The 17,888-nt window shown below is 68.2% G+C and carries 19 protein-coding genes; 13 read left to right on the top strand and 6 right to left on the bottom strand.

Annotation, left to right across the window (positions count from 1 at the left end):
- Nucleotide 1 precedes the first annotated feature (1 nt).
- On the bottom strand, nt 2-1,207 hold the full coding sequence (locus D3H54_RS17525; RefSeq protein ID WP_149383597.1) for a thiolase family protein: 1,206 nt from the start codon (nt 1,205-1,207) through the stop codon (nt 2-4).
- A 94-nt stretch (nt 1,208-1,301) separates the two neighbouring features.
- Here D3H54_RS17525 and D3H54_RS17520 point away from each other — a divergent pair, with 94 nt between their 5' ends.
- The 4 genes from D3H54_RS17520 to D3H54_RS17505 all read left to right on the top strand — a co-directional run bounded on the left by D3H54_RS17520 (nt 1,302) and on the right by D3H54_RS17505 (nt 5,419).
- Complete coding sequence (locus tag D3H54_RS17520; protein WP_149380129.1) at nt 1,302-2,168, top strand: SDR family NAD(P)-dependent oxidoreductase; 867 nt, start codon at nt 1,302-1,304, stop codon at nt 2,166-2,168.
- The gene (locus D3H54_RS17515; RefSeq protein ID WP_149380128.1) at nt 2,165-3,232 is read left to right on the top strand and encodes an NAD(P)H-dependent amine dehydrogenase family protein; all 1,068 of its coding nucleotides are present in this window, start codon (nt 2,165-2,167) and stop codon (nt 3,230-3,232) included. Before D3H54_RS17520 ends, D3H54_RS17515 begins: the two co-directional genes overlap by 4 nt.
- Nucleotides 3,229-3,858: a TetR/AcrR family transcriptional regulator gene (locus tag D3H54_RS17510; protein ID WP_149380127.1), complete on the top strand. Its 630-nt coding sequence runs from the start codon at nt 3,229-3,231 to the stop codon at nt 3,856-3,858. The genes D3H54_RS17515 and D3H54_RS17510 overlap by 4 nt, the downstream gene beginning before the upstream one ends.
- Before the next feature lie 91 nt (nt 3,859-3,949).
- A complete protein-coding gene (locus tag D3H54_RS17505; RefSeq protein WP_149380126.1) occupies nt 3,950-5,419 on the top strand; it encodes an Hsp70 family protein in 1,470 nt (489 codons plus the stop codon).
- Between the two features lie 7 nt (nt 5,420-5,426).
- On the opposite strand, the gene D3H54_RS17500 is transcribed toward D3H54_RS17505, so the two are convergent.
- From D3H54_RS17500 to D3H54_RS17485, 4 genes are read right to left on the bottom strand one after another with little or no spacing between them, the layout of a single operon-like run.
- Complete coding sequence (locus D3H54_RS17500) at nt 5,427-6,059, bottom strand: SAM-dependent methyltransferase (protein WP_149380125.1); 633 nt, start codon at nt 6,057-6,059, stop codon at nt 5,427-5,429.
- The gene (locus D3H54_RS17495; RefSeq protein WP_149380124.1) at nt 6,056-6,817 is read right to left on the bottom strand and encodes a PIG-L deacetylase family protein; all 762 of its coding nucleotides are present in this window, start codon (nt 6,815-6,817) and stop codon (nt 6,056-6,058) included. Before D3H54_RS17495 ends, D3H54_RS17500 begins: the two co-directional genes overlap by 4 nt.
- Entirely contained in the window at nt 6,814-7,743 is a 930-nt protein-coding gene (locus D3H54_RS17490) for an acyl-CoA/acyl-ACP dehydrogenase (protein ID WP_149380123.1), read from the bottom strand. The genes D3H54_RS17495 and D3H54_RS17490 overlap by 4 nt, the downstream gene beginning before the upstream one ends.
- Nucleotides 7,740-8,453 carry a glycosyltransferase family 2 protein gene (locus D3H54_RS17485; RefSeq protein ID WP_168214901.1) on the bottom strand — a complete coding sequence of 238 codons (714 nt, stop codon included), beginning with the start codon at nt 8,451-8,453 and terminating at the stop codon, nt 7,740-7,742. Before D3H54_RS17485 ends, D3H54_RS17490 begins: the two co-directional genes overlap by 4 nt.
- 138 nt (nt 8,454-8,591) lie before the next feature.
- Here D3H54_RS17485 and D3H54_RS17480 point away from each other — a divergent pair, with 138 nt between their 5' ends.
- Nucleotides 8,592-9,668 (top strand): hypothetical protein, encoded by a 1,077-nt coding sequence (locus D3H54_RS17480; RefSeq protein WP_149380122.1) that lies wholly within the window; start codon nt 8,592-8,594, stop codon nt 9,666-9,668.
- On the opposite strand, the gene D3H54_RS17475 is transcribed toward D3H54_RS17480, so the two are convergent.
- Entirely contained in the window at nt 9,640-10,137 is a 498-nt protein-coding gene (locus tag D3H54_RS17475; protein WP_149380121.1) for a DUF1990 domain-containing protein, read from the bottom strand. The genes D3H54_RS17480 and D3H54_RS17475 overlap by 29 nt on opposite strands.
- 83 nt (nt 10,138-10,220) lie before the next feature.
- Between D3H54_RS17475 and D3H54_RS17470 the strand changes: the two genes are divergently transcribed.
- The 8 genes from D3H54_RS17470 to D3H54_RS17435 all read left to right on the top strand — a co-directional run bounded on the left by D3H54_RS17470 (nt 10,221) and on the right by D3H54_RS17435 (nt 17,792).
- Nucleotides 10,221-10,838: a PaaI family thioesterase gene (locus D3H54_RS17470; RefSeq protein WP_149383595.1), complete on the top strand. Its 618-nt coding sequence runs from the start codon at nt 10,221-10,223 to the stop codon at nt 10,836-10,838.
- Complete coding sequence (locus D3H54_RS17465) at nt 10,835-11,248, top strand: TIGR02611 family protein (RefSeq protein ID WP_149380120.1); 414 nt, start codon at nt 10,835-10,837, stop codon at nt 11,246-11,248. Before D3H54_RS17470 ends, D3H54_RS17465 begins: the two co-directional genes overlap by 4 nt.
- 84 nt (nt 11,249-11,332) lie before the next feature.
- Nucleotides 11,333-13,393 (top strand): threonine--tRNA ligase, encoded by a 2,061-nt coding sequence (gene thrS, locus D3H54_RS17460; RefSeq protein ID WP_149380119.1) that lies wholly within the window; start codon nt 11,333-11,335, stop codon nt 13,391-13,393.
- On the top strand, nt 13,350-13,958 hold the full coding sequence (locus D3H54_RS17455; RefSeq protein WP_149380118.1) for an ATP adenylyltransferase: 609 nt from the start codon (nt 13,350-13,352) through the stop codon (nt 13,956-13,958). The genes thrS and D3H54_RS17455 overlap by 44 nt, the downstream gene beginning before the upstream one ends.
- Nucleotides 13,955-14,635, top strand: coding sequence for a phosphatidylinositol phosphate synthase (pgsA, locus tag D3H54_RS17450; RefSeq protein ID WP_149380117.1), 681 nt, complete (start codon nt 13,955-13,957; stop codon nt 14,633-14,635). The genes D3H54_RS17455 and pgsA overlap by 4 nt, the downstream gene beginning before the upstream one ends.
- 41 nt (nt 14,636-14,676) lie before the next feature.
- A complete protein-coding gene (locus D3H54_RS17445; RefSeq protein ID WP_149383594.1) occupies nt 14,677-15,594 on the top strand; it encodes a phosphatidylinositol mannoside acyltransferase in 918 nt (305 codons plus the stop codon).
- Nucleotides 15,594-16,754 carry a glycosyltransferase family 4 protein gene (locus D3H54_RS17440; protein WP_149380116.1) on the top strand — a complete coding sequence of 387 codons (1,161 nt, stop codon included), beginning with the start codon at nt 15,594-15,596 and terminating at the stop codon, nt 16,752-16,754. Before D3H54_RS17445 ends, D3H54_RS17440 begins: the two co-directional genes overlap by 1 nt.
- A 63-nt stretch (nt 16,755-16,817) precedes the next feature.
- Entirely contained in the window at nt 16,818-17,792 is a 975-nt protein-coding gene (locus D3H54_RS17435; RefSeq protein ID WP_149383593.1) for an NUDIX hydrolase, read from the top strand.
- Nucleotides 17,793-17,888 lie beyond the last annotated feature (96 nt).

Here is a 17,888-nt window from a genome sequence, read left to right as displayed (position 1 = left end):
ACTAGTCGCCTTCCAGTACGAGAGTGGTCTGTTCGCTCAAGATGCCGCCATTGCCGGAGACGAAGGCGCGGTTGCAGTCCTTGACCTGGGTGGCGCCCGAGCGGCCCATGATCTGGCGGGTGGCGTCGCAGATGTGGTGCATGCCGCCGGCAGTGCCGGCCTGCCCGTAGCCCAGCTGGCCACCGCCGGTGTTCATCGGGAAATCGCCACGGAACGTGAGGTCGTGCTCGGCGACGAACTGCAGGCCCTTGCCCTTCTGGCAGAAGCCGGCGTCCTCCAGGCTGAGCAGCACGGTGATCGTGTAGCAGTCATAGATCGACACCATGTCCATGTCGGCCGGCGTCAGCCCGGCCATCGAGAATGCCGACGCGGCCGCTTTGATCATCGGAGTCTGCAGCAAATCCTGCGCATAGGTCGGCGTCTTGTACGGCACCCGCTCACCGAACCCTTTGATCCACACCGGACGGTTGGAGCTCCGACGGGCCACATCGGCTCCTGTCACCAGCACAGCGGCGCCGCCCATCACCGGCATGACGATCTCCAGCATGTGCAGAGGTGCGGCGATCACCGGACTGTTGAGCACATCGTCGACGGTGATCGGCGAGTCACGGAAGATCGCCCCGGGTGTGTGATTGGCGTTGACCCGCTGGTCCACGCTGATCTTGGCCATCGCCCGTTCGTCGTAGCCGTACGTGGCGCCGTAGAGCGTCGCGACCTGACCATAGGGACCGTTCTGGCCGAGATTGCCGTAGGGAATCTCGAACTCGGCTTGCGGCGAGCCGTACCGGTTGCTCGACGCCCCGAAGTACATCAGCTCGGTGACATCCAGCGGCTTCTGCGCACTGACCGGCGTCATCGGCGTCGCGGGGATCACGCACAGCACGGCGTTGCACAGGCCCAGCTCGATGGCTGCCGCCGCGCGCCACACCATCGCCACCGCGCTGGCCCCGCCGAGGTCGACCATCTCGGCGAAATTGGCTTTGATGCCGAGATATTCGATCACCGTGGACGGCACGAAGATCTGGGACTCCTGCACGTGGGTGGTGCAGATGCCATCCACATCGGAGGCCGACAGACCAGCATCGTCGAGTGCGGCTTTCGCCAGCCGAGCCCACTGCTCGAGGGTGAACTCAAGTGGGCCGGTCGGCCGTTTTGTGGAGGGAAGTTCGGTGTAGCCGACGATCGCGGCCTCTCCGCGCAGACCCATGCCGCTGTCCTCCAAAGTCATTGCCCAATAACATTGAGCATGTAATCATATTGAGCGCTTAATGAGAATCGGATCCGGCGAGAGGTAGCTCACAGTGGCATCACCCCTGGACGGCAAGGTCGCCGTCGTCACCGGCACCAGCCGCGGCGTGGGACTGGGTATCGCGCACGAATTACTGCGCGCCGGTGCCACTGTCGTCGGCTGCTCGCGCCGACCCCTCGATGCCATGCCCGGGGTGGCCGACAATCCGGAGTGGTTGGCCCGTTCCTCGCAGCGGGTGTGCGACCAGGGCGACTACCGGGCCATCGACCACTTCGTCGACGACGTGGTGGCCGACTACGGCCGCATCGACATCCTGGTCAACAACGCCGGTGGCACCGTGCCCGCGCCGAACGTCGAAAGCATCCCGGGGCTGGTCTCCCACATCCAGGGCGCGCCGACCTCGGACGACGAGTACGAACGCACAGTCCTGTTCCACGCCTTCGCCATTCAGATGAACCTGATCAGCCCGATGTGGTTCGCCATCCGGGTGTACCGGCAGATGCGCGAACAGGACGGCACCGGCTCGATCGTCAACATCTCCAGCGGCGCAGGACATCCCGCCGGCTCGCCGACGCTGGTGTCCTACGGGGCGGCCAAATCCGGCCTCAACCATCTGACCCGATCGCTGGCCGTGGAATGGGGACCGAAGGTGCGGGTGAACTGTCTGGCGCTGGGGCCGACGATGACCGACAACTTCAAGTCGTTCGTATTGCCCAAGGACGATCCGAACGGCGAGAAGTACTTCCACGCCGTGCCCCTGCATCGCGCCGGAGAGCCCGAGGAGGTGGGCCGTGCCGTGGTGTTCCTCTGCGGTGGCACAGCCGATTTCATCAACGGCACCACCATCGAGATCGACGGCGGCATGATGCCCGGCGTGCTCTACGAAGCCGGCCTCAAGACGATCACGGATCTGCTGTGAAGCGCGTCATCCAGTTCGCCACCGGCAACGTCGGCAAGCATGCGCTGCCGATGATCATCGAGCGGCCCGGCCTCGAGTTGATCGGGTTGCACGCTCACGGTCCCGACAAAGTCGGCCGCGACGCCGCCGACATCTGCGGCCGGCCCGAGCCCACCGGCGTCATCGCCACCAATGACATCGACGAGCTGGTGGCTCTCGGCGCCGACTGCGTCGTGTACACCTCCCAGGCCGAAATGCGCCCACAGCAGGCCATCGAGGAAATCTGCCGGTTCCTGCGGGCCGGCACCAATGTGGTTGGTACATCGATGGTGTGGCTGGTCGCCCCGCACCACGCTGACGCGTGGATCAGCGAACCGCTGGCCGCGGCCTGCGCCGAAGGTGGCACCTCGCTGTACATCAACGGCGTCGACCCCGGCTATTCCGGGGACAGCCTGGTCTACACCGCGCTGACGCTGGCCGGGCGGGCCACCGCGATCACAGTCTCGGAAATCTGTGATTACGGCAGCTATGACGACGCCGAATTCACCGGTGTCAGTTTCGGTTTCGGCACCACACCGGACCACACGCCGATCATGTTCGCCCCGGGTGTGCTGTCCTCACTGTGGGGTGGCCAGGTCCGCTCGCTTGCTGATGTCCTGGGGGTCACGCTCGACGAGGTGCGGGAGTGGCACGAAAGCTGGGTGACGCCCGAACCGATCGACTGCACGATGATGAGCGTTGCACCCGGTCATGTCGCCGCCGTCCGGTTCGCGGTGGAGGGAATCCGGGACGGACAGCCGGTGATCACCATGGAACACGTCAACCGGCTCACCCCGGTCACCGCGCCGGACTGGCCCTATCCGCCGGACGGCCGCCTCGGCGTACACCGCGTGGTGGTGCACGGCAATCCCGGGGTGGAGATCAACACCCACCTGGGCCTGGACGGTGTTGACCACAACGACGGTGGTGTCATCTCGACCGCCGCGCGAGCCGTCAACGCGATCGACGCGGTGTGCGCCGCGCCGCCGGGCCTGTTGTCGGTCAAGGATCTGCCTGCCGCGCACGCCGACACGGTGATGTGGTGACACCCAAGATCGCACCGCGACGGCCACCCGGCGGCAGTCAGCAGCGTGCCGACCGAACCCGCGAGGCGGTGCTGGACGAGACGGTGCGCTGCGTGGTCGAGGAGGGCTTCGCCGCCGCCAGCGCCAAGCACATCGCCGAACGAGCCGGCGTCACCTGGGGCGTGGTGCAGTACCACTTCGGTGACCGCGACGGCCTGCTGATGGCCGTTGTCGACCGCGGTTTCACCGAACTACTGGAATTGCTCCGCAGCCTGCCACCGCCGTCGCCCGCCCAGACCCGGCGCAAGCGGGTCGAACTGGTGGTCCACGCAGCGTGGGCGGCGTTCTCCAGCCCGACGTCACGCGCGTCGCTGGAAATTCTCATCGGCACCCGGGCCATGCGCGACAAACGGGGCACCCGTCACCTCGTCGAATTGCAAAAGGCCATCTCAGATTTGAGCCGTGATATTGCTGAGGGGCTGGACAATCCACACGCCGCGGCCATCGGTGACCTGATCTGGGCCACCATGCGTGGGCTGGTGATCACCGAGTTGGTCATGGCCGGCGCTGCCCGCAGCAATCGGGAGCTCACCGCGCTGGTCGATGTGATCTGTTCCTACCTCGATTGCCATGGGCAAAGGCAATGAGCACCAAGCTAAGTCACAGTTAGGTCATAGGGGTGTGCCGAATCGGCGCGCCTGGGTGACTTTGGCACCGAGCCTTGGTGATCATGGCCGGATGACCGAACCGCTGGGTATCTCCGTGGGCACAGCCAGCCTGGTCGCCGCGCGGGCCGGGGCAGCGCCGGTGATCCGTCCCGCCGAGGTCACGCTCGGTGATCAGCTGTGGACCGATTTCGTCGACCGCGTCGGTGATGCGATCCCCGTGACCGGAGCCGACGGCTTCTCCTATCGCGCCGAGCAGCTGCTCGCCGCGGCGCTATCCGGGCTGGCCGACGCCGAGGGCTCGGGCCTGGCCGCGGTGTCAGGTGTCGCGGTCCCGGCGCACTGGGGGCCCGGTCGCCGTGACGCGCTGCGGGACGCGCTCTGGAATATGCCGGCGTTGGCGTCGGCGGCCGCACCGCCGCTGCTGGTTTCCGACGCGACCGCGGCGCTGCGCTCGCTGCAGAGCGACCCCGGGCTGCCTCGCCAGGGGGTGATCGTGGTGTGCGACTTCGGTGGCGGCGGCACGTCGGTCACCCTGGCCGACGCGGCCGCCGACTACCGCCAGATCGGGGAGACGACCCGCTTCGCGGAACTGTCCGGCGAGGACACCGACTTCCTTTGCGCACTGGACGGCACGCTGGAGCGCGCCAGGATCGGCCGTGCCGATGTCAGCGCCGTCGCCGTCATCGGCGAATCGGTGACACCGGCGGCCACCCACCACCTTGCCGAGCACCTGCAGATGCCGGTCACGGTCTCAGCACACCCGCATCTGGATGCGGCCCTGGGAGCGGGCCTGGCCGCCGCCCGGCAGCTGGCTGCCGACGCGCCGACCGGCATGGCGCCCGCGCCGCTGATCGCTGACCTCGGTCCGCAGTCGGCAACGATGGCCGCTCCGCTGGCCTGGTCCAACGACGACACGCCGGACGACACCAACGGGTACGACCAGTCCTACGGCTACAGCGACGCCGACTACCGCGGTTACAGCGACATCGAGGACGACGACCTGTCGATCCTCGGCGGGGAACCGCCTCAGAAGCGCGGGTCCAGCCTGACCCGCAGCGTGCCGCTGCTGCTCGGTGGGGCGGCCGCCGTCGCGGCAGTCGCCGTCGGCGGCTTCGCCTACACCCTCACCGGGACCAGCACGCCGAGCACGCCGTCGGTCAAACCCCTTCCGGCCACTGCGGTTTCGTCGATCGTGAGCGCGCCGCAAGCGCCGCCGCCGGCGGAGACCGTCACGATGACCAACCCGCCGGTCCAGACTGTCACGGAGCAGGCGCCCGCGCCGCAGGCCCCGACCACCGTGGTGACCGTGGAGACCACCACCACGACCCCGCCGACCACGACCACGACGACCACCACGACGACAACCACCACAACGACCACCACGACGACGACGCCGACCACCACGACCACGATTCCGACGACCACCACCGAGTGGGACACCACGACCACCTCGACACGTCGGCCGCTGATCCCCGGGCTGCCGCCGCCGCCCCGGATTCCCGGCCTGCCGCCGGCGCCGAATCTCAATGTGGCGCCCTGACGCTTCTTCAGCGGGGTTCGGCTCCGGGAACGCTCGTGCGCGCTGCGACCGACTGTGCCGAACCGGTGTCGAACACCTCGATGATGACGTCGTCGTCCCGGTAGCCGCCGATCCGGTGCAATCCGGGTGTGGCGGCGATGATCGCGGTGACGGCATCACCGGACAGCGGATAGTCGGACACCGGGTGGCGCCAGTGCGCGCTGAGGATCGTAGCGTTCGGCTGCAGCCTGGGGAGTTCGCGCGTCAACGTGTCGCGCAAGGTCTCAGCGTCGAAGTAGTAGCCGACCTCGGAGATCATCACCAGATCGAAATCAGTTGCCGGCCAGTCAGTGTCGAATGAGCTGTTCACCAGTGTCACTGCGTCGCGCTGTCCACTGGCGCGCAGCCGGGCGTCGGCGTGCGCCAGCGCGGCGTCGGCGACGTCGGCGGCCGTCACGTGATCGCATCGGGTGCTCAGCTGCTCGGTGAGAACCCCGATCGAGCATCCCGGTTCGAATGCGTGCCCGTACCGCTCGTGGGGGAGTAGGGCCAGCGTGATCGCGTACTTACGCCGTTCGTACCACCGTGAGCCGAGCTCCCAGGGATCGGCCGACTCCTCGTAGAGAGCGTCGAAGTAGCTGCGGGGCAGACCGGATGTCATTGGAACACCACCTCTCCCACGCGATCCAACCGCTCCACCACGTACGGCGGAAGGATCGGCTCACGGCCGGCATCGCTCTCGAATTGGCTTCGGAACGAAGCAACCGCCTCACGTTTGCGTTGCACCGCAGTCGGATCCGCGACAAGCCGTGTTGCGTGCCGCCACGGCACAGCCTGATCACCGGGTCGGGCCCAGTGCCACATCCAGATCGGATACTCCAGTAGCACCGCTCCGGTACGCGACGTGGCCACGGCGGCGGCCCGGCCGACCGCCTCGTGATCGGGATGACCATCGCCGCGCCACGTCGCCGCGCACCAGGTGCCCTCGGGGCGGCCCGCCAGAACCTCGGTGAGAATATCGGCGAGTCGGGATTCGTTCTCGGCGAGCATGCCGTCCGGCAGCCCGAGAAAAACAGGCGCCGGAAGGCCGAGAACCGCTGCCGCGGTGCGTGACTCGCAACGCCTGGACTCCTCGAGTCGGGCCTGCTCGGACGCCGACAGGCCAGGCCACGCTGCACCACCGTCGGTGGCGATGACCGTGTGCACGTCGACGCCGCGGGCCGCGACCCCGCAGGCTGCCGCGCCGAAGCCGAGCGTCTCGTCGTCAGGATGGGGTGCCACCACGACCAGACCCGGGCACTGATCCAGCGGCAACGACGGAAACGCATCCCCGCGCCGGAGCCATTCCTCGGTGGGTGTGCCACCACCGGAGATCGGCACGGCCGCGAACCGAGCGGCGTTGCCGGACGGCGCGCTCACCGGGCCACCAGCAGGCCCAGCGCCGCGAGATCCTTCTCGGCGTGACTCTGCCTGACGTACATGGTCAGATCGGCGACACGCTGGGCGTGCAATTCATCCATGGCCAGCGGCGCGGGTCCCAGCGCGCGTGCCGTCCGGGCGATGGCCTCGTCCACCGCGGTTTCGACGGCTGCCCGTAGCCGCCGAGCCGCCACTTGTCCGGCGCTGTGTGGGGCCGCGTCGACCTGTTCAGCGGTGCTCGCCATCAGGGCGCCGGCTGCGGCCAGGGCGGTGTCGACGGCACCGAGATGTGCTGCAGCATAGGGGTTCTCGCTCTGGCGATCGGCGACGGCGCGGTAGAGCGGTGTCGCCACCGCGCGGGCCGCACCCAGCCAGCAGGCCGCGACGCCGGCCGCGCCGTGCCAGAACCCGGGCCGTGTCAGGTACTCGTCGGGACCGCCGACCGGGGTGGCCGGCGCGGCGCTGAACTGCACGGCTCGGGTGTCCGAGCCGGCCATACCCGCGTTACGCCACGTGCTCGGTTGCGGCTCTACGCCCGGCCCGCGCAGGTCGACCGCGTAGAGGCCGCGGGCACCGGTCTGGGTCTGGGCCGTCACCAGCGCGTCGGCGCACAACCCGGCCCCGGAGCACCACGCCTTGATGCCGCTCAACGTCACGCCGTCGTCGTCGCGATGGGCGGTGACGGTGGCGCCGGGGGCTTCGGCTGCCCACACACCCCACAGCCGGCCTGGCTGCGCCCGCGGCCCGTGAAGCTCGGCAAGGATCGCAATCGCGTCGGTGTGCGCCTCCGCCAGCCGGCCGGCCACCACATCGCGTTCGCACAGCGCGGCCAGTGCCTGCCAGCGGGTCAACGTGGCGCCCGAGCCGGGTAACGGCAGGTTCAGCTCGCCGGCGTCCAGCCAGCGCAGCACAGTAGAAGGTGTCATGCTGAGTCGCGTTGCGGATCGGCCAGCACTCCGCGCAGATGCGCAGCGAATCCCGTTGGGGCCCGACCGATCTGGCGTGCCGACGTCACCACCGACAGGCGCGTGTCGCGACGGATGCGGTAGCCGGCGACCTCGAACCGGCGGACCAGATCGACGTCCTCGTCGCTGGTCAGCGCCTCGAATCCGCCGACGGCCCAATAGGCGTCGGCCGCGAAGCCCATGTTCGCGCCGTGAATGTGGTCATGCCCGCGGTCGGAGTGGATCTTGGCGCGATACGCCCGAAGGTAACGCCGGACCGCGTTGCCGGGGATCTGCCGCCAGTTCGTGATCCGCACGACCCCGAGCACCATGTCGGCCGCCGCCGTCAGTTGCCGCACCAACCAGTTCGGGTCGACGCGGCTGTCCGCGTCGGTGGTCGCATACCAGGTGGTCGGACTACTCAGACCTTGGTCGCGGGCGAATGAGAAGCCGGCTGCCCGCGCCTTGCCCACATTGTGTGCGTCGATCTCGAGGAAGTGCACACCGGTGCCGAAACGCTCCGCCAGTGCGCTGCTGCTGTCGTCGCAGCTGTCCAGGACGATCACCACGGTGACCGGGAGGTCCGCCCGCTCGGCCGCAGCCGCAATCGCCGTCAGGCATTCCGGCAACGCCGACGCCTCGTTGTGTGCGGGGACGACGATCACCGCGCGGTCGAAATCAGCAGCAGGCACGTCAATTCAATAGCCGGTCTGGGGTGGTTTCACACTTCGCCGGTCTGGGGTCCGCAACGGGGAATCCTCGCGCGACCGACATGACAGCTGCCATTCCCGCCACGATGGGTGGTGCAACATCGGCGCAGAGGAGATTCGATGACCGAACAGACCCGCGTGCGGCGCGGACCGATCACCCGTAACGCCACTGGTCTGACGTCGGCCGAGGCGTTCGTCATCATCGCGATCGCGACGATCCTGCTGACCCGGCTCTACCTCCAACTCACCGGCTACCCGCAGGTCGGGGGCGGAGACCTGCACATCGCGCACGCGCTGTGGGGCGGTGCGCTGATGATGGTCGCCCTGCTGATCGGGTGGATGGTCCTGGGCTCGGGCCCGAGGTCGCTGGCCGTGGTGCTCGGGGGGATCGGCTTCGGGCTGTTCCTCGACGAGGTGGGCAAATTCGTCACCAAGGACAACGACTACTTCTACGGGCCGGCCGCCGAGATCATGTACATCCTGGTCTGCCTGATCCTGGCCGGCGCCCGCCTGGTGCGGGCGATCCGACCGCTCAGTGCGCGTGAATGCCTGGCCTCCGCGGCGACGATCGCCGCCGACGGTGTGGCCCGCGGACTGCCGGACCACCGCCGCGAGATCGGTGTGCGACTCGTCGAATACGCCCGAGCCAGGGGAGCGTCGACCGACGACGTCGAGCACGTCCGCGCGCTGTTGCTTTCGGCGGCGCACGCCACCGATCGCGGCTATCGGGCACGGCGTTGGGCACAACGATTGATTCCCAACGTATTTCGAAGCCCGAAGTTGGTGCCCTGGGTGGGCTGGCTGTTGGTGGCCGGCGCGGTGCTCGGCTTGCTCTTCCACGCGCTGGGCATCGCGTTGGGCGGCTACTTCTATCAAGACGGCCACGTCTCGGTTCACCTGGCCGGCAAGACCCCGGCCACCATCATCCTGATGATCGGCGCCGCGCTGACCCTGGCGATGGCGTTGCCGGCGATGATCGCGCTACCGCGGACGGCAAAGCTGTGGCCGCTGCGGCTGCTCCGCACCGCCGCCCTGGTGTTCACCTTCCTCAGTGCGCTGGTGCATTTCGCGACCGAAGGATTCGCCGCTCTGATCACCCTGTCGATCGGCCTCTTCGGCCTGGCGATCCTGTCCTACCAAGTGGACGTCGCGACGGAGCGGGCGGCGCCTACACCACCGACAGGTAGCGCCGAGTGATCACCCGCTGAACCAGGGACGCGACCGGCGCCCCGACCTGACTCCACCACGTGGCCGGCGTGGAGAAGGCCACCACCTCGGCGTGCACCGACTCATCGCCGGGGTTGAAACGCACGCCGAACATCTCCTCGCCGGAGACGGCGTGGCCGGGCAGGCTGCCGTAGGCGAAGCCGCGACGGTTGGTCTCGTCGACCACGTACACCACCCGACACGGTGCGGAGAACGGTCCGAGCCTGCCGAGCACGTCGGTGCCCACCTCGGCCACCTCGGTGGTGGCGGTGACCCGCAGACCTGCACCGCGCAGCATCCCGTAGCGCATCACCGAGTCCGCTGCGCGCTCGAAGCGTGCCCGCCCGCTGCCGATGCACGACGACAACCGCACGTGGTGGTAACCAGCAGGCAGACCTGCGGCCGTCGCGCCCACCTCGGCGTAGGTCAACGGGCGGCCGGCCAGGTCGCTGAGCTTCACCGCTACAGCCTGCCATCCGTTACGTACTCTCGAAGTGAGCAACCCGCATCCGGGGCGCATACGGTAACCAGGTGGTAGAGGACATGACGGCGGCGCTGCATCCCGGTGGCGGATTCAACCCGCCGGTGCCGACGGGCCGGGGCGGCCCCGATTACGGCCGGTTCATCGATGCGGTGCGCGACATGCAGGACCACGCCCGCGCCGTCGACGCGCCCGACGACGTGATCACACAGGCCGCCGACCTCCTCGAGCGGGCGTCGGCGCTGCTGAAGCCGTACGACGCCGACGAATGGACCACACCATCGGGCCGCCGTACCGACCTGCCGATGCGGGGCAACATCCTGTCCATTCCCAACGAGACAGAGGTCGGTGAGGACGGGCGGCTGCGCGGCTGGGCCCGGTTCCGCCGCTACCACCTGGGCCGCAACGGCGCCGTGCACGGCGGTCTGATCGCCCACCTCTTCGACTCGGTGCTCGGCAAGACATCGTTCGTGCTGACCGGCGGCCCGTATCAACGCACCGCCTACCTGCACGTCAACTACCGCAAGATCGTGCCCATCGAAACGGAACTCCAGGTCGAGGCCGGTGTCGTGCGCACCGAAGGCCGCAAGATCTACGTCGACATCCGGCTGTGCGACGGCGACGACCTGCTGGCCGACGGCGAAGGGCTGTTCGTGCTGCTGAAACCGGGTCAACCGTGAAGCGATTCCTGCACCAGTGGAAGGACCGGCGGGAGCGGCTGAGGCACCGCCGGGTCGCCGACTTCGTCTATCGGGCGGTGGTCGGCGTCGTCGGGCTCGCTGTTCTTGCCGTCGGGATCGTCGCCATTCCCTACCCGGGCCCAGGCTGGGCGATCGTGTTCGTCGGGCTCGCGATCCTGGCCAGCGAGTTCTATTGGGCGCATCGAACCCTGTCGTTCACCCGGGACCGCTACGACAGTGTCATGGCATGGTTCCGCAGGCAGGGCAGGTGGGTGCAGGCGCTGGGTGCGGTGTTCACCGCCGCGGTGGTGGTCGCCACGCTGTGGCTGTTCGGCGCGGTGGGCTGGTCGGCGGGACTGCTCGGGTTTGACCATCCGGCCTTGGACAGCCCCATCGGCCTCGGTGCCTGACCAGCACCCCGATAGCATGGTCGGCGATTACGCCTGCCCCGGCGAGAATCCGATCGAGCCCCACGACGCCGAAAGAGGCCCGCAATGACCGCCCCCGCACACCCCGCCCCAGCAGCACCGATCCGGGTGCCTGCCGGGACTACCGCGGGCGCTGCGGTGCGCGACGCAGGACTGCCGAGCCGCGGCGAACCCGGCGCGATCGTCGTGGTGCGCGACGGCGAGGGCAAGCTGCGTGACCTGAGCTGGACGCCGGACGTCGACGTCGAGGTGATCCCGGTGGCCGCCGACACCGAGGACGGCCGCAGCGTGATCCGGCACTCGGCTGCCCACGTTCTGGCGCAGGCCGTGCAGGAACTCTTCCCGCAGGCCAAGCTCGGCATCGGCCCGCCGATCACCGACGGCTTCTACTACGACTTCGACGTGCCCGAGGCGTTCACGCCCGAGGACCTGGAGAAGCTCGAGAAGCGGATGCAGAAGATCGTCAAGGACGGTCAGCTGTTCTCGCGCCGGGTCTACGAGTCCAAGGACCAAGCCCGTGCCGAACTCGCCGATGAGCCCTACAAGCTCGAGCTCGTCTCTGGAGATCTGACCAAGTCCGACGATCCTGAAGTCATGGAGGTCGGTGGCGACGAGTTGACCGCCTACGACAACCTGAATCCCCGGACGCGGGAACGGGTTTGGGGTGACCTGTGCCGCGGCCCGCACATTCCGACCACCAAGTACATCCCCGCGTTCAAGCTCACCCGCAGTTCGGCGGCGTACTGGCGCGGCGACCAGAACAACGCCAGCCTGCAACGTATCTACGGCACGGCCTGGGAATCGCAGGAAGCCCTGGACCGCCACCTCGAACTGATCGAGGAGGCGCAGCGTCGCGACCACCGCCGGCTCGGCGTCGAGCTGGACCTGTTCAGCTTCCCCGACGAATTAGGCTCCGGCCTACCGGTTTTCCACCCCAAGGGCGGCATCATCCGACGCGAGCTCGAGGACTATTCGCGCCGCAAGCACGAGCAGGCCGGCTACGAGTTCGTCAACACCCCGCATATCACCAAAGAACAGCTCTACATCACCTCCGGCCACCTGGAGTGGTACGCCGACGGCATGTTCCCCCCAATGCACATCGACGCCGAGTTCGACGAGGCCGGCAAGCTGCGCAAGCCGGGGCAGGATTACTACCTCAAGCCGATGAACTGCCCGATGCACCACCTGATCTACCGGTCGCGGGGGCGGTCGTATCGGGAACTTCCGTTGCGGCTCTTCGAATTCGGCTCGGTGTACCGCTACGAGAAGTCCGGCGTGGTGCACGGGCTGACCCGGGTGCGGGGCATGACCCAGGACGACGCCCACATCTACACCACCCGCGAGCAGATGCGCGACGAGTTGGCCTCGCTGCTGCGGTTCGTGCTCGACCTGCTCGCCGACTACGGCCTCGACGACTTCTATCTGGAGCTCTCCACCCGGAATCCGGAGAAGTCCGTCGGCTCCGACGAAATGTGGGAAGAGGCCACCGAGACGCTGCGGCAGGTCGCCGAAGAATCCGGTCTGCAGCTGGTTCCCGACCCCGGTGGCGCCGCGTTCTACGGGCCGAAGATCTCCGTTCAGGTCAAGGATGCGCTGGGCCGCAGCTGGCAGATGTCGACAATCCAGCTGGACTTCAACATGCCGGACCGGTTCGAGCTGGAGTACACCGCTGCCGACGGCACCCGTCAGCGCCCTGTGTTGATACACCGCGCACTGTTCGGCTCGATCGAGCGGTTCTTCGGGGTGCTCACCGAGCACTACGCCGGAGCCTTCCCGGTGTGGCTCGCGCCGGTACAGGTGGTCGGCATCCCCGTCGCCGACGCTCACATCCCGTACCTGGAAGACGTTGCCGCCGAGCTGAAGTCGCAGGGCATTCGGGTCGAGGTCGACACGAGCGATGACCGGATGGCCAAGAAGATCGTCAATCACACCAATCAGAAGGTGCCGTTCATGCTTCTCGCGGGGGACCGCGACGTCGAGGCCGGCGCGGTGAGCTTCCGGTTCGGGGACCGCACCCAGATCAACGGCGTACCCCGGGCGCAGGCGGCCGCAACCATCAAGAAGTGGATCGGCGAGCGCGAGAATGCCGTCCCCACAGCCGAACTGGTCAAGGTCGACGGTGGCTGACAACGCGGAGGCGTTCATCGATCGAGGCGCGGGCGAGCCCGACCGCCTGCAGCGGCTGTGGACACCGCACCGGATGAACTACATCCTCGACGTCCCCGCGAAGAAGGCCGAAGGCGGATCGGCGGGTTCCGCTGGATCTTCGGAGCCGTTCAGCTTGATACCCACCCTGCCCGACGAGGACGGTCTGGTGGTGGCCCGCGGCGAGCAGGTCTACGTCGTGCTCAATCTCTACCCGTACAACCCGGGCCATCTGATGGTGGTGCCGTACCGGCGGGTGTCGGAGCTGGAGGATCTGTCCACCGGCGAGAGCGCTGAGCTGATGGCGTTCACCCAGAAGGCGATTCGTGTCATCAAGTCGGTGTCGAGCCCGGACGGCTTCAACGTCGGGCTCAACCTCGGCAAGTCCGCCGGGGGGTCGCTCGCCGAACACCTGCACATGCATGTGGTGCCCCGCTGGGCCGGCGACGCGAATTTCATCACCGTCGTCGGTGAGACAAAGGTGATCCCGCAGCTGCTGCGCGATACCCGCAAGCTGCTGGCCGACGAATGGGTGGCGCAGCCGTGAGCGACTTCTACCTGATGACCCGCGCGGCGTACGCCAAGCTCAGCACGCCGGTGGCGAAGGGGGCGCTCAAGATCGGGCTGACCCCCGACATGGTGACGATCATCGGCACCGCGGGTTCGGTGCTGGCCGCGCTCATCATGTTCCCGATCGGTCAGCTCTGGTGGGGCTCGGTGGCCGTGTTCGTCTTCGTCCTGGCCGACATGCTCGACGGCGCGATGGCACGCCAGCGCGGCGGCGGCACCCGGTTCGGGGCGGTCCTCGATGCCACCTGCGACCGGATCAGCGACGGCGCGATCTTCTGCGGGCTGCTGTGGTGGGTGGCGTTCAGCATGCACAGCTCGTCGTTGGCGGTGGCCACGATGATCTGCCTGGTGACCTCGCAGGTGATCTCCTACGTCAAGGCCCGCGCGGAGGCCAGCGGTCTCGAGGGCGGCGGCGGTCTGATCGAGCGGCCCGAACGGCTGATCATCGTTCTGGTCGGCGCCGGCTTCTCCGACCTCCCGTTCTTCCCGATGCCGGTGGTGTTGCCGATCGCGATGTGGCTGCTGGCGGTGACCAGCCTGGTGACGGTCGGCCAGCGGGTGCACTCGGTGCGTTCCAGCCCGGGCGCCATGGACAAGATCGCGCCGGCCGCGCCACAGCCGGTCGGCGACGAAACCGAAGGCACCGAGCCGTGATCAGCACCCCGGGGCAACTCTGGGCGGCCGGACGCAACCGGCTGCCACGCACCGACCTCCTTAGTGACCTCGGCTATGCCGCGGGGTGGCGGGTGGTGCGGGCTATGCCGGAATTCGTGGCGCGCAACGCTTTCGACGCCGGAGCCTGGTATGCGGCGCAAGGCGGAGGTCCCGAGCAGCTGCGCAAGAATCTGGCCCGGGTCATCGGCACCACACCCGCCGAGGTGCCGGACTCGCTGGTTCGTGCTTCGCTGGCCTCCTACGCCCGATATTGGCGGGAGGCCTTCCGGTTGCCGACGATGGACCACAAAGCGCTGGGCGCCCAAATTGATAAGGCGGTGACCGGCAAGGAGCACCTGGAGGCCGCGCTGGCCGCCGGGCGTGGCGCGATCCTCGCGCTGCCGCACAGCGGCAATTGGGATATGGCCGGGGTGTGGATGGTGCAGACCCACGGACCGTTCACCACTGTCGCCGAGCGCCTCAAGCCGGAGTCGCTGTACAAGCGCTTCCTCGATTACCGCGAAAGCCTCGGTTTCGAGGTGCTGCCGCTGACCGGCGGCGAAAGACCCGCCTACGAGGTGCTCGTCGAACGGCTGCGGGCCAACGGCATGGTGTGCCTGATGGCCGAGCGCGATCTGAGCCGCTCAGGCGTGCCCGTCGATCTGTTCGGGGAGGCCACGCGCATGCCGGCCGGTGCTGCCAAGCTGGCGATCGAGACCGGCGCGGCCCTGGTGCCCGTGCACTCCTGGTTCACCGACGACGGCTGGGTCGTCGACTTCTATCCCGAGCTGGACTGCTCCAGCGGCGACGTCGGCGAGATCACCCAGGCCCTGGCCGACCGGTTCGGCGCGAATATCGCTGAGCATCCCGAGGATTGGCACATGATGCAGCCGCAGTGGCTGGCCGACCTGTCCGATGAGCGGCAGGCCCGCTTGAGGGATGGAGAAGGCCCGAGCTGATGCGGATCGGGATGGTCTGCCCGTACTCGTTCGACGTGCCCGGTGGGGTGCAGTCGCACATTCTGCAGCTGGCCGAGGTGATGCGCGAGCGCGGCCACGAGGTCAGCGTGCTCGCCCCGTCGTCGCCGCATGTGCAGCTGCCCGAGTACGTCGTCTCCGGCGGCAAGGCGGTCCCGATTCCCTACAACGGGTCAGTGGCCCGGCTGCGGTTCGGCCCGGCCACCCACCGCAAGGTGAAGAAGTGGCTCATCGGGGGTGACTTCGATGTGCTGCACCTGCACGAGCCGAACGCGCCAAGCTTGTCGATGCTGGCCCTGCAGGCGGCCGAAGGGCCGATCGTCGCGACCTTCCATACCTCCACCACAAAGTCGTTGACGCTCAGCGTGTTTCAGGGAATCCTGCGGCCGTATCACGAGAAGATCGTCGGCCGGATCGCGGTGTCCGACTTGGCGCGGCGCTGGCAGATGGAGGCGCTGGGTTCCGACGCCGTCGAGATCCCCAACGGCGTCGACGTGTCCGCCCTGGCCTCGGCACCCCGGCTCGACGGCTACCCGCGCCCGGGAAAGACGGTGTTGTTCCTCGGGCGGTTCGACGAACCACGTAAAGGAATGGCGGTCCTCACCGGGGCGCTACCCCGGCTGGTCGAGCGGTTCCCCGACGTCGAGATCCTGATCGTCGGGCGAGGCGACGAGGACAAGCTGCGGGAGGAGTGCGGTGAGCTGGCCGGTCACCTGAGGTTCCTCGGTCAGGTCGACGATGCCGAGAAGGCGGCCGCACTGCGCAGCGCCGACGTCTACTGCGCGCCGCACACCGGCGGTGAGAGCTTCGGCATCGTGCTGGTCGAAGCGATGGCCGCCGGCACCCCGGTGGTGGCCAGCAACCTCGACGCGTTCCGGCGGGTGCTGCTCGACGGCAAGGCCGGCCGGCTGGTTGCTGTCGACGACTCCGCTGCCATGGCCGACGCGCTGATCGAGCTCCTCGACGACGAAGCCTTGCGCGCGCGGTACGTGAAAGCGGCCAATGTCGCGGTGCGCCGCTACGACTGGCCGGTGGTGGCCGACCAGATCATGCGGGTCTACGAAACCGTCGCAGGGGCCGGGATCAAAGTTCAGGTGGCGGGCTCGGCGGGCAGAAGCGAAGCGACTCGGGGGTCGAGCTAAGTGCCTGCCCCGCTGTACTGGGTGCTGACCGCGATCCTGATCCTCGTGCTGGTGGTCAGCGCAATGCTGGCCTTGCAGACCGCCAGCCGGCTGAACCGTCTGCACATCCGCTACGACCTGTCCTGGCAGGCGCTCGACGGGGCCCTGGCCCGGCGCGCGGTGGTGGCCCGCGCGGTCGCCGCCGACAGCTATCGCGGACGACCTGAAGGAAAGCGGCTCGCAGCGCTGGCCGATGCCGCCGAGCGCGCACCCCGAAGCGGCCGCGAGGCCGCCGAGAACGATCTGTCCGCCGCGCTGGCGATGGTCGATCCGATCTCCATGCCGGTGTCGCTGGTGGCCGAGCTCGCCGACGCCGAGGCCCGCGTGCTGCTGGCCCGCCGGTTCCACAACGACGCCGTGCGCGACACCCTGGCGTTGCGGGAACGGCGTCCGGTGCGGTGGTTGCGGCTGGCCGGTACGGCACCGCTGCCGACCTACTTCGAGATCGCCGAGCGCGTTCCCGAATCCACCCCGGATGCTTCCGATCAGGTTGATCGCCGCACCTCGGCGCGGGTGGTGCTGCTCGACGAGCAGGGTGCCGTGTTGTTGTTCTGCGGATCCGACCCCGCGTTCACCGGCGGGGAGGCGCCGCGCTGGTGGTTCACCGTCGGCGGGCAGGCGCTGCCCGGGGAACGGCTGGTCGACGCCGCGGTCCGGGAGATCCTCGAGGAGACCGGACTGCGTGTCGACCCGGACGCGATGGTCGGGCCGGTGTGGCGGCGCGAGTCGATCATCGATTTCAACAGCACCGTCGTCGCCAGCCAGGAGTTCTACTTCGTGCACCGCACCGCCCGGTTCGAACCGACCGCGGCCGGGCGGACGCCGCTGGAACTGCGGTACATTCACGGCCACAGATGGTGTGACTCCAGCACGATCGGTGAGCTGGCCGCGAGCGGGCAGCGGGTATATCCGCTGCAGCTCGGGGAGCTTCTCGAGGAGGCGAACTCGCTGGCCGACGGCCGTGGCGGGCCGCGCGCAGAGTTGCACCCGATCCACTGAGCAGGGTGATTCCCGGGTCGCTTCGCTCCTGCCCACCGGTGAAATATTCAGTTTGGAATCGCCCTTTAGACTGGATCCGTATCAAACGAAGGGACT

Origin of the sequence: Mycobacterium sp. ELW1 (assembly GCF_008329905.1) — a bacterium.
Classification (GTDB): Bacteria; Actinomycetota; Actinomycetes; order Mycobacteriales; family Mycobacteriaceae; genus Mycobacterium.
This window is presented reverse-complemented; position numbering and strand designations above follow the sequence as displayed.

Bases quoted from the DNA above. Each gene is read 5' to 3' on its own strand.
- D3H54_RS17525 (WP_149383597.1), bottom strand. From the start codon at position 1,207: ATGGGTCTGCGCGGAGAGGCCGCGATCGTCGGCTACACCGAACTTCCC.
- D3H54_RS17505 (WP_149380126.1), top strand. From the start codon at position 3,950: ATGACCGAACCGCTGGGTATCTCCGTGGGCACAGCCAGCCTGGTCGCC.
- D3H54_RS17500 (WP_149380125.1), bottom strand. From the start codon at position 6,059: ATGACATCCGGTCTGCCCCGCAGCTACTTCGACGCTCTCTACGAGGAG.
- D3H54_RS17490 (WP_149380123.1), bottom strand. From the start codon at position 7,743: ATGACACCTTCTACTGTGCTGCGCTGGCTGGACGCCGGCGAGCTGAAC.
- D3H54_RS17480 (WP_149380122.1), top strand. From the start codon at position 8,592: ATGACCGAACAGACCCGCGTGCGGCGCGGACCGATCACCCGTAACGCC.
- D3H54_RS17470 (WP_149383595.1), top strand. From the start codon at position 10,221: ATGACGGCGGCGCTGCATCCCGGTGGCGGATTCAACCCGCCGGTGCCG.
- thrS (WP_149380119.1), top strand. From the start codon at position 11,333: ATGACCGCCCCCGCACACCCCGCCCCAGCAGCACCGATCCGGGTGCCT.
- D3H54_RS17455 (WP_149380118.1), top strand. From the start codon at position 13,350: ATGCCGTCCCCACAGCCGAACTGGTCAAGGTCGACGGTGGCTGACAAC.
- D3H54_RS17440 (WP_149380116.1), top strand. From the start codon at position 15,594: ATGCGGATCGGGATGGTCTGCCCGTACTCGTTCGACGTGCCCGGTGGG.
- D3H54_RS17435 (WP_149383593.1), top strand. From the start codon at position 16,818: ATGCTGGCCTTGCAGACCGCCAGCCGGCTGAACCGTCTGCACATCCGC.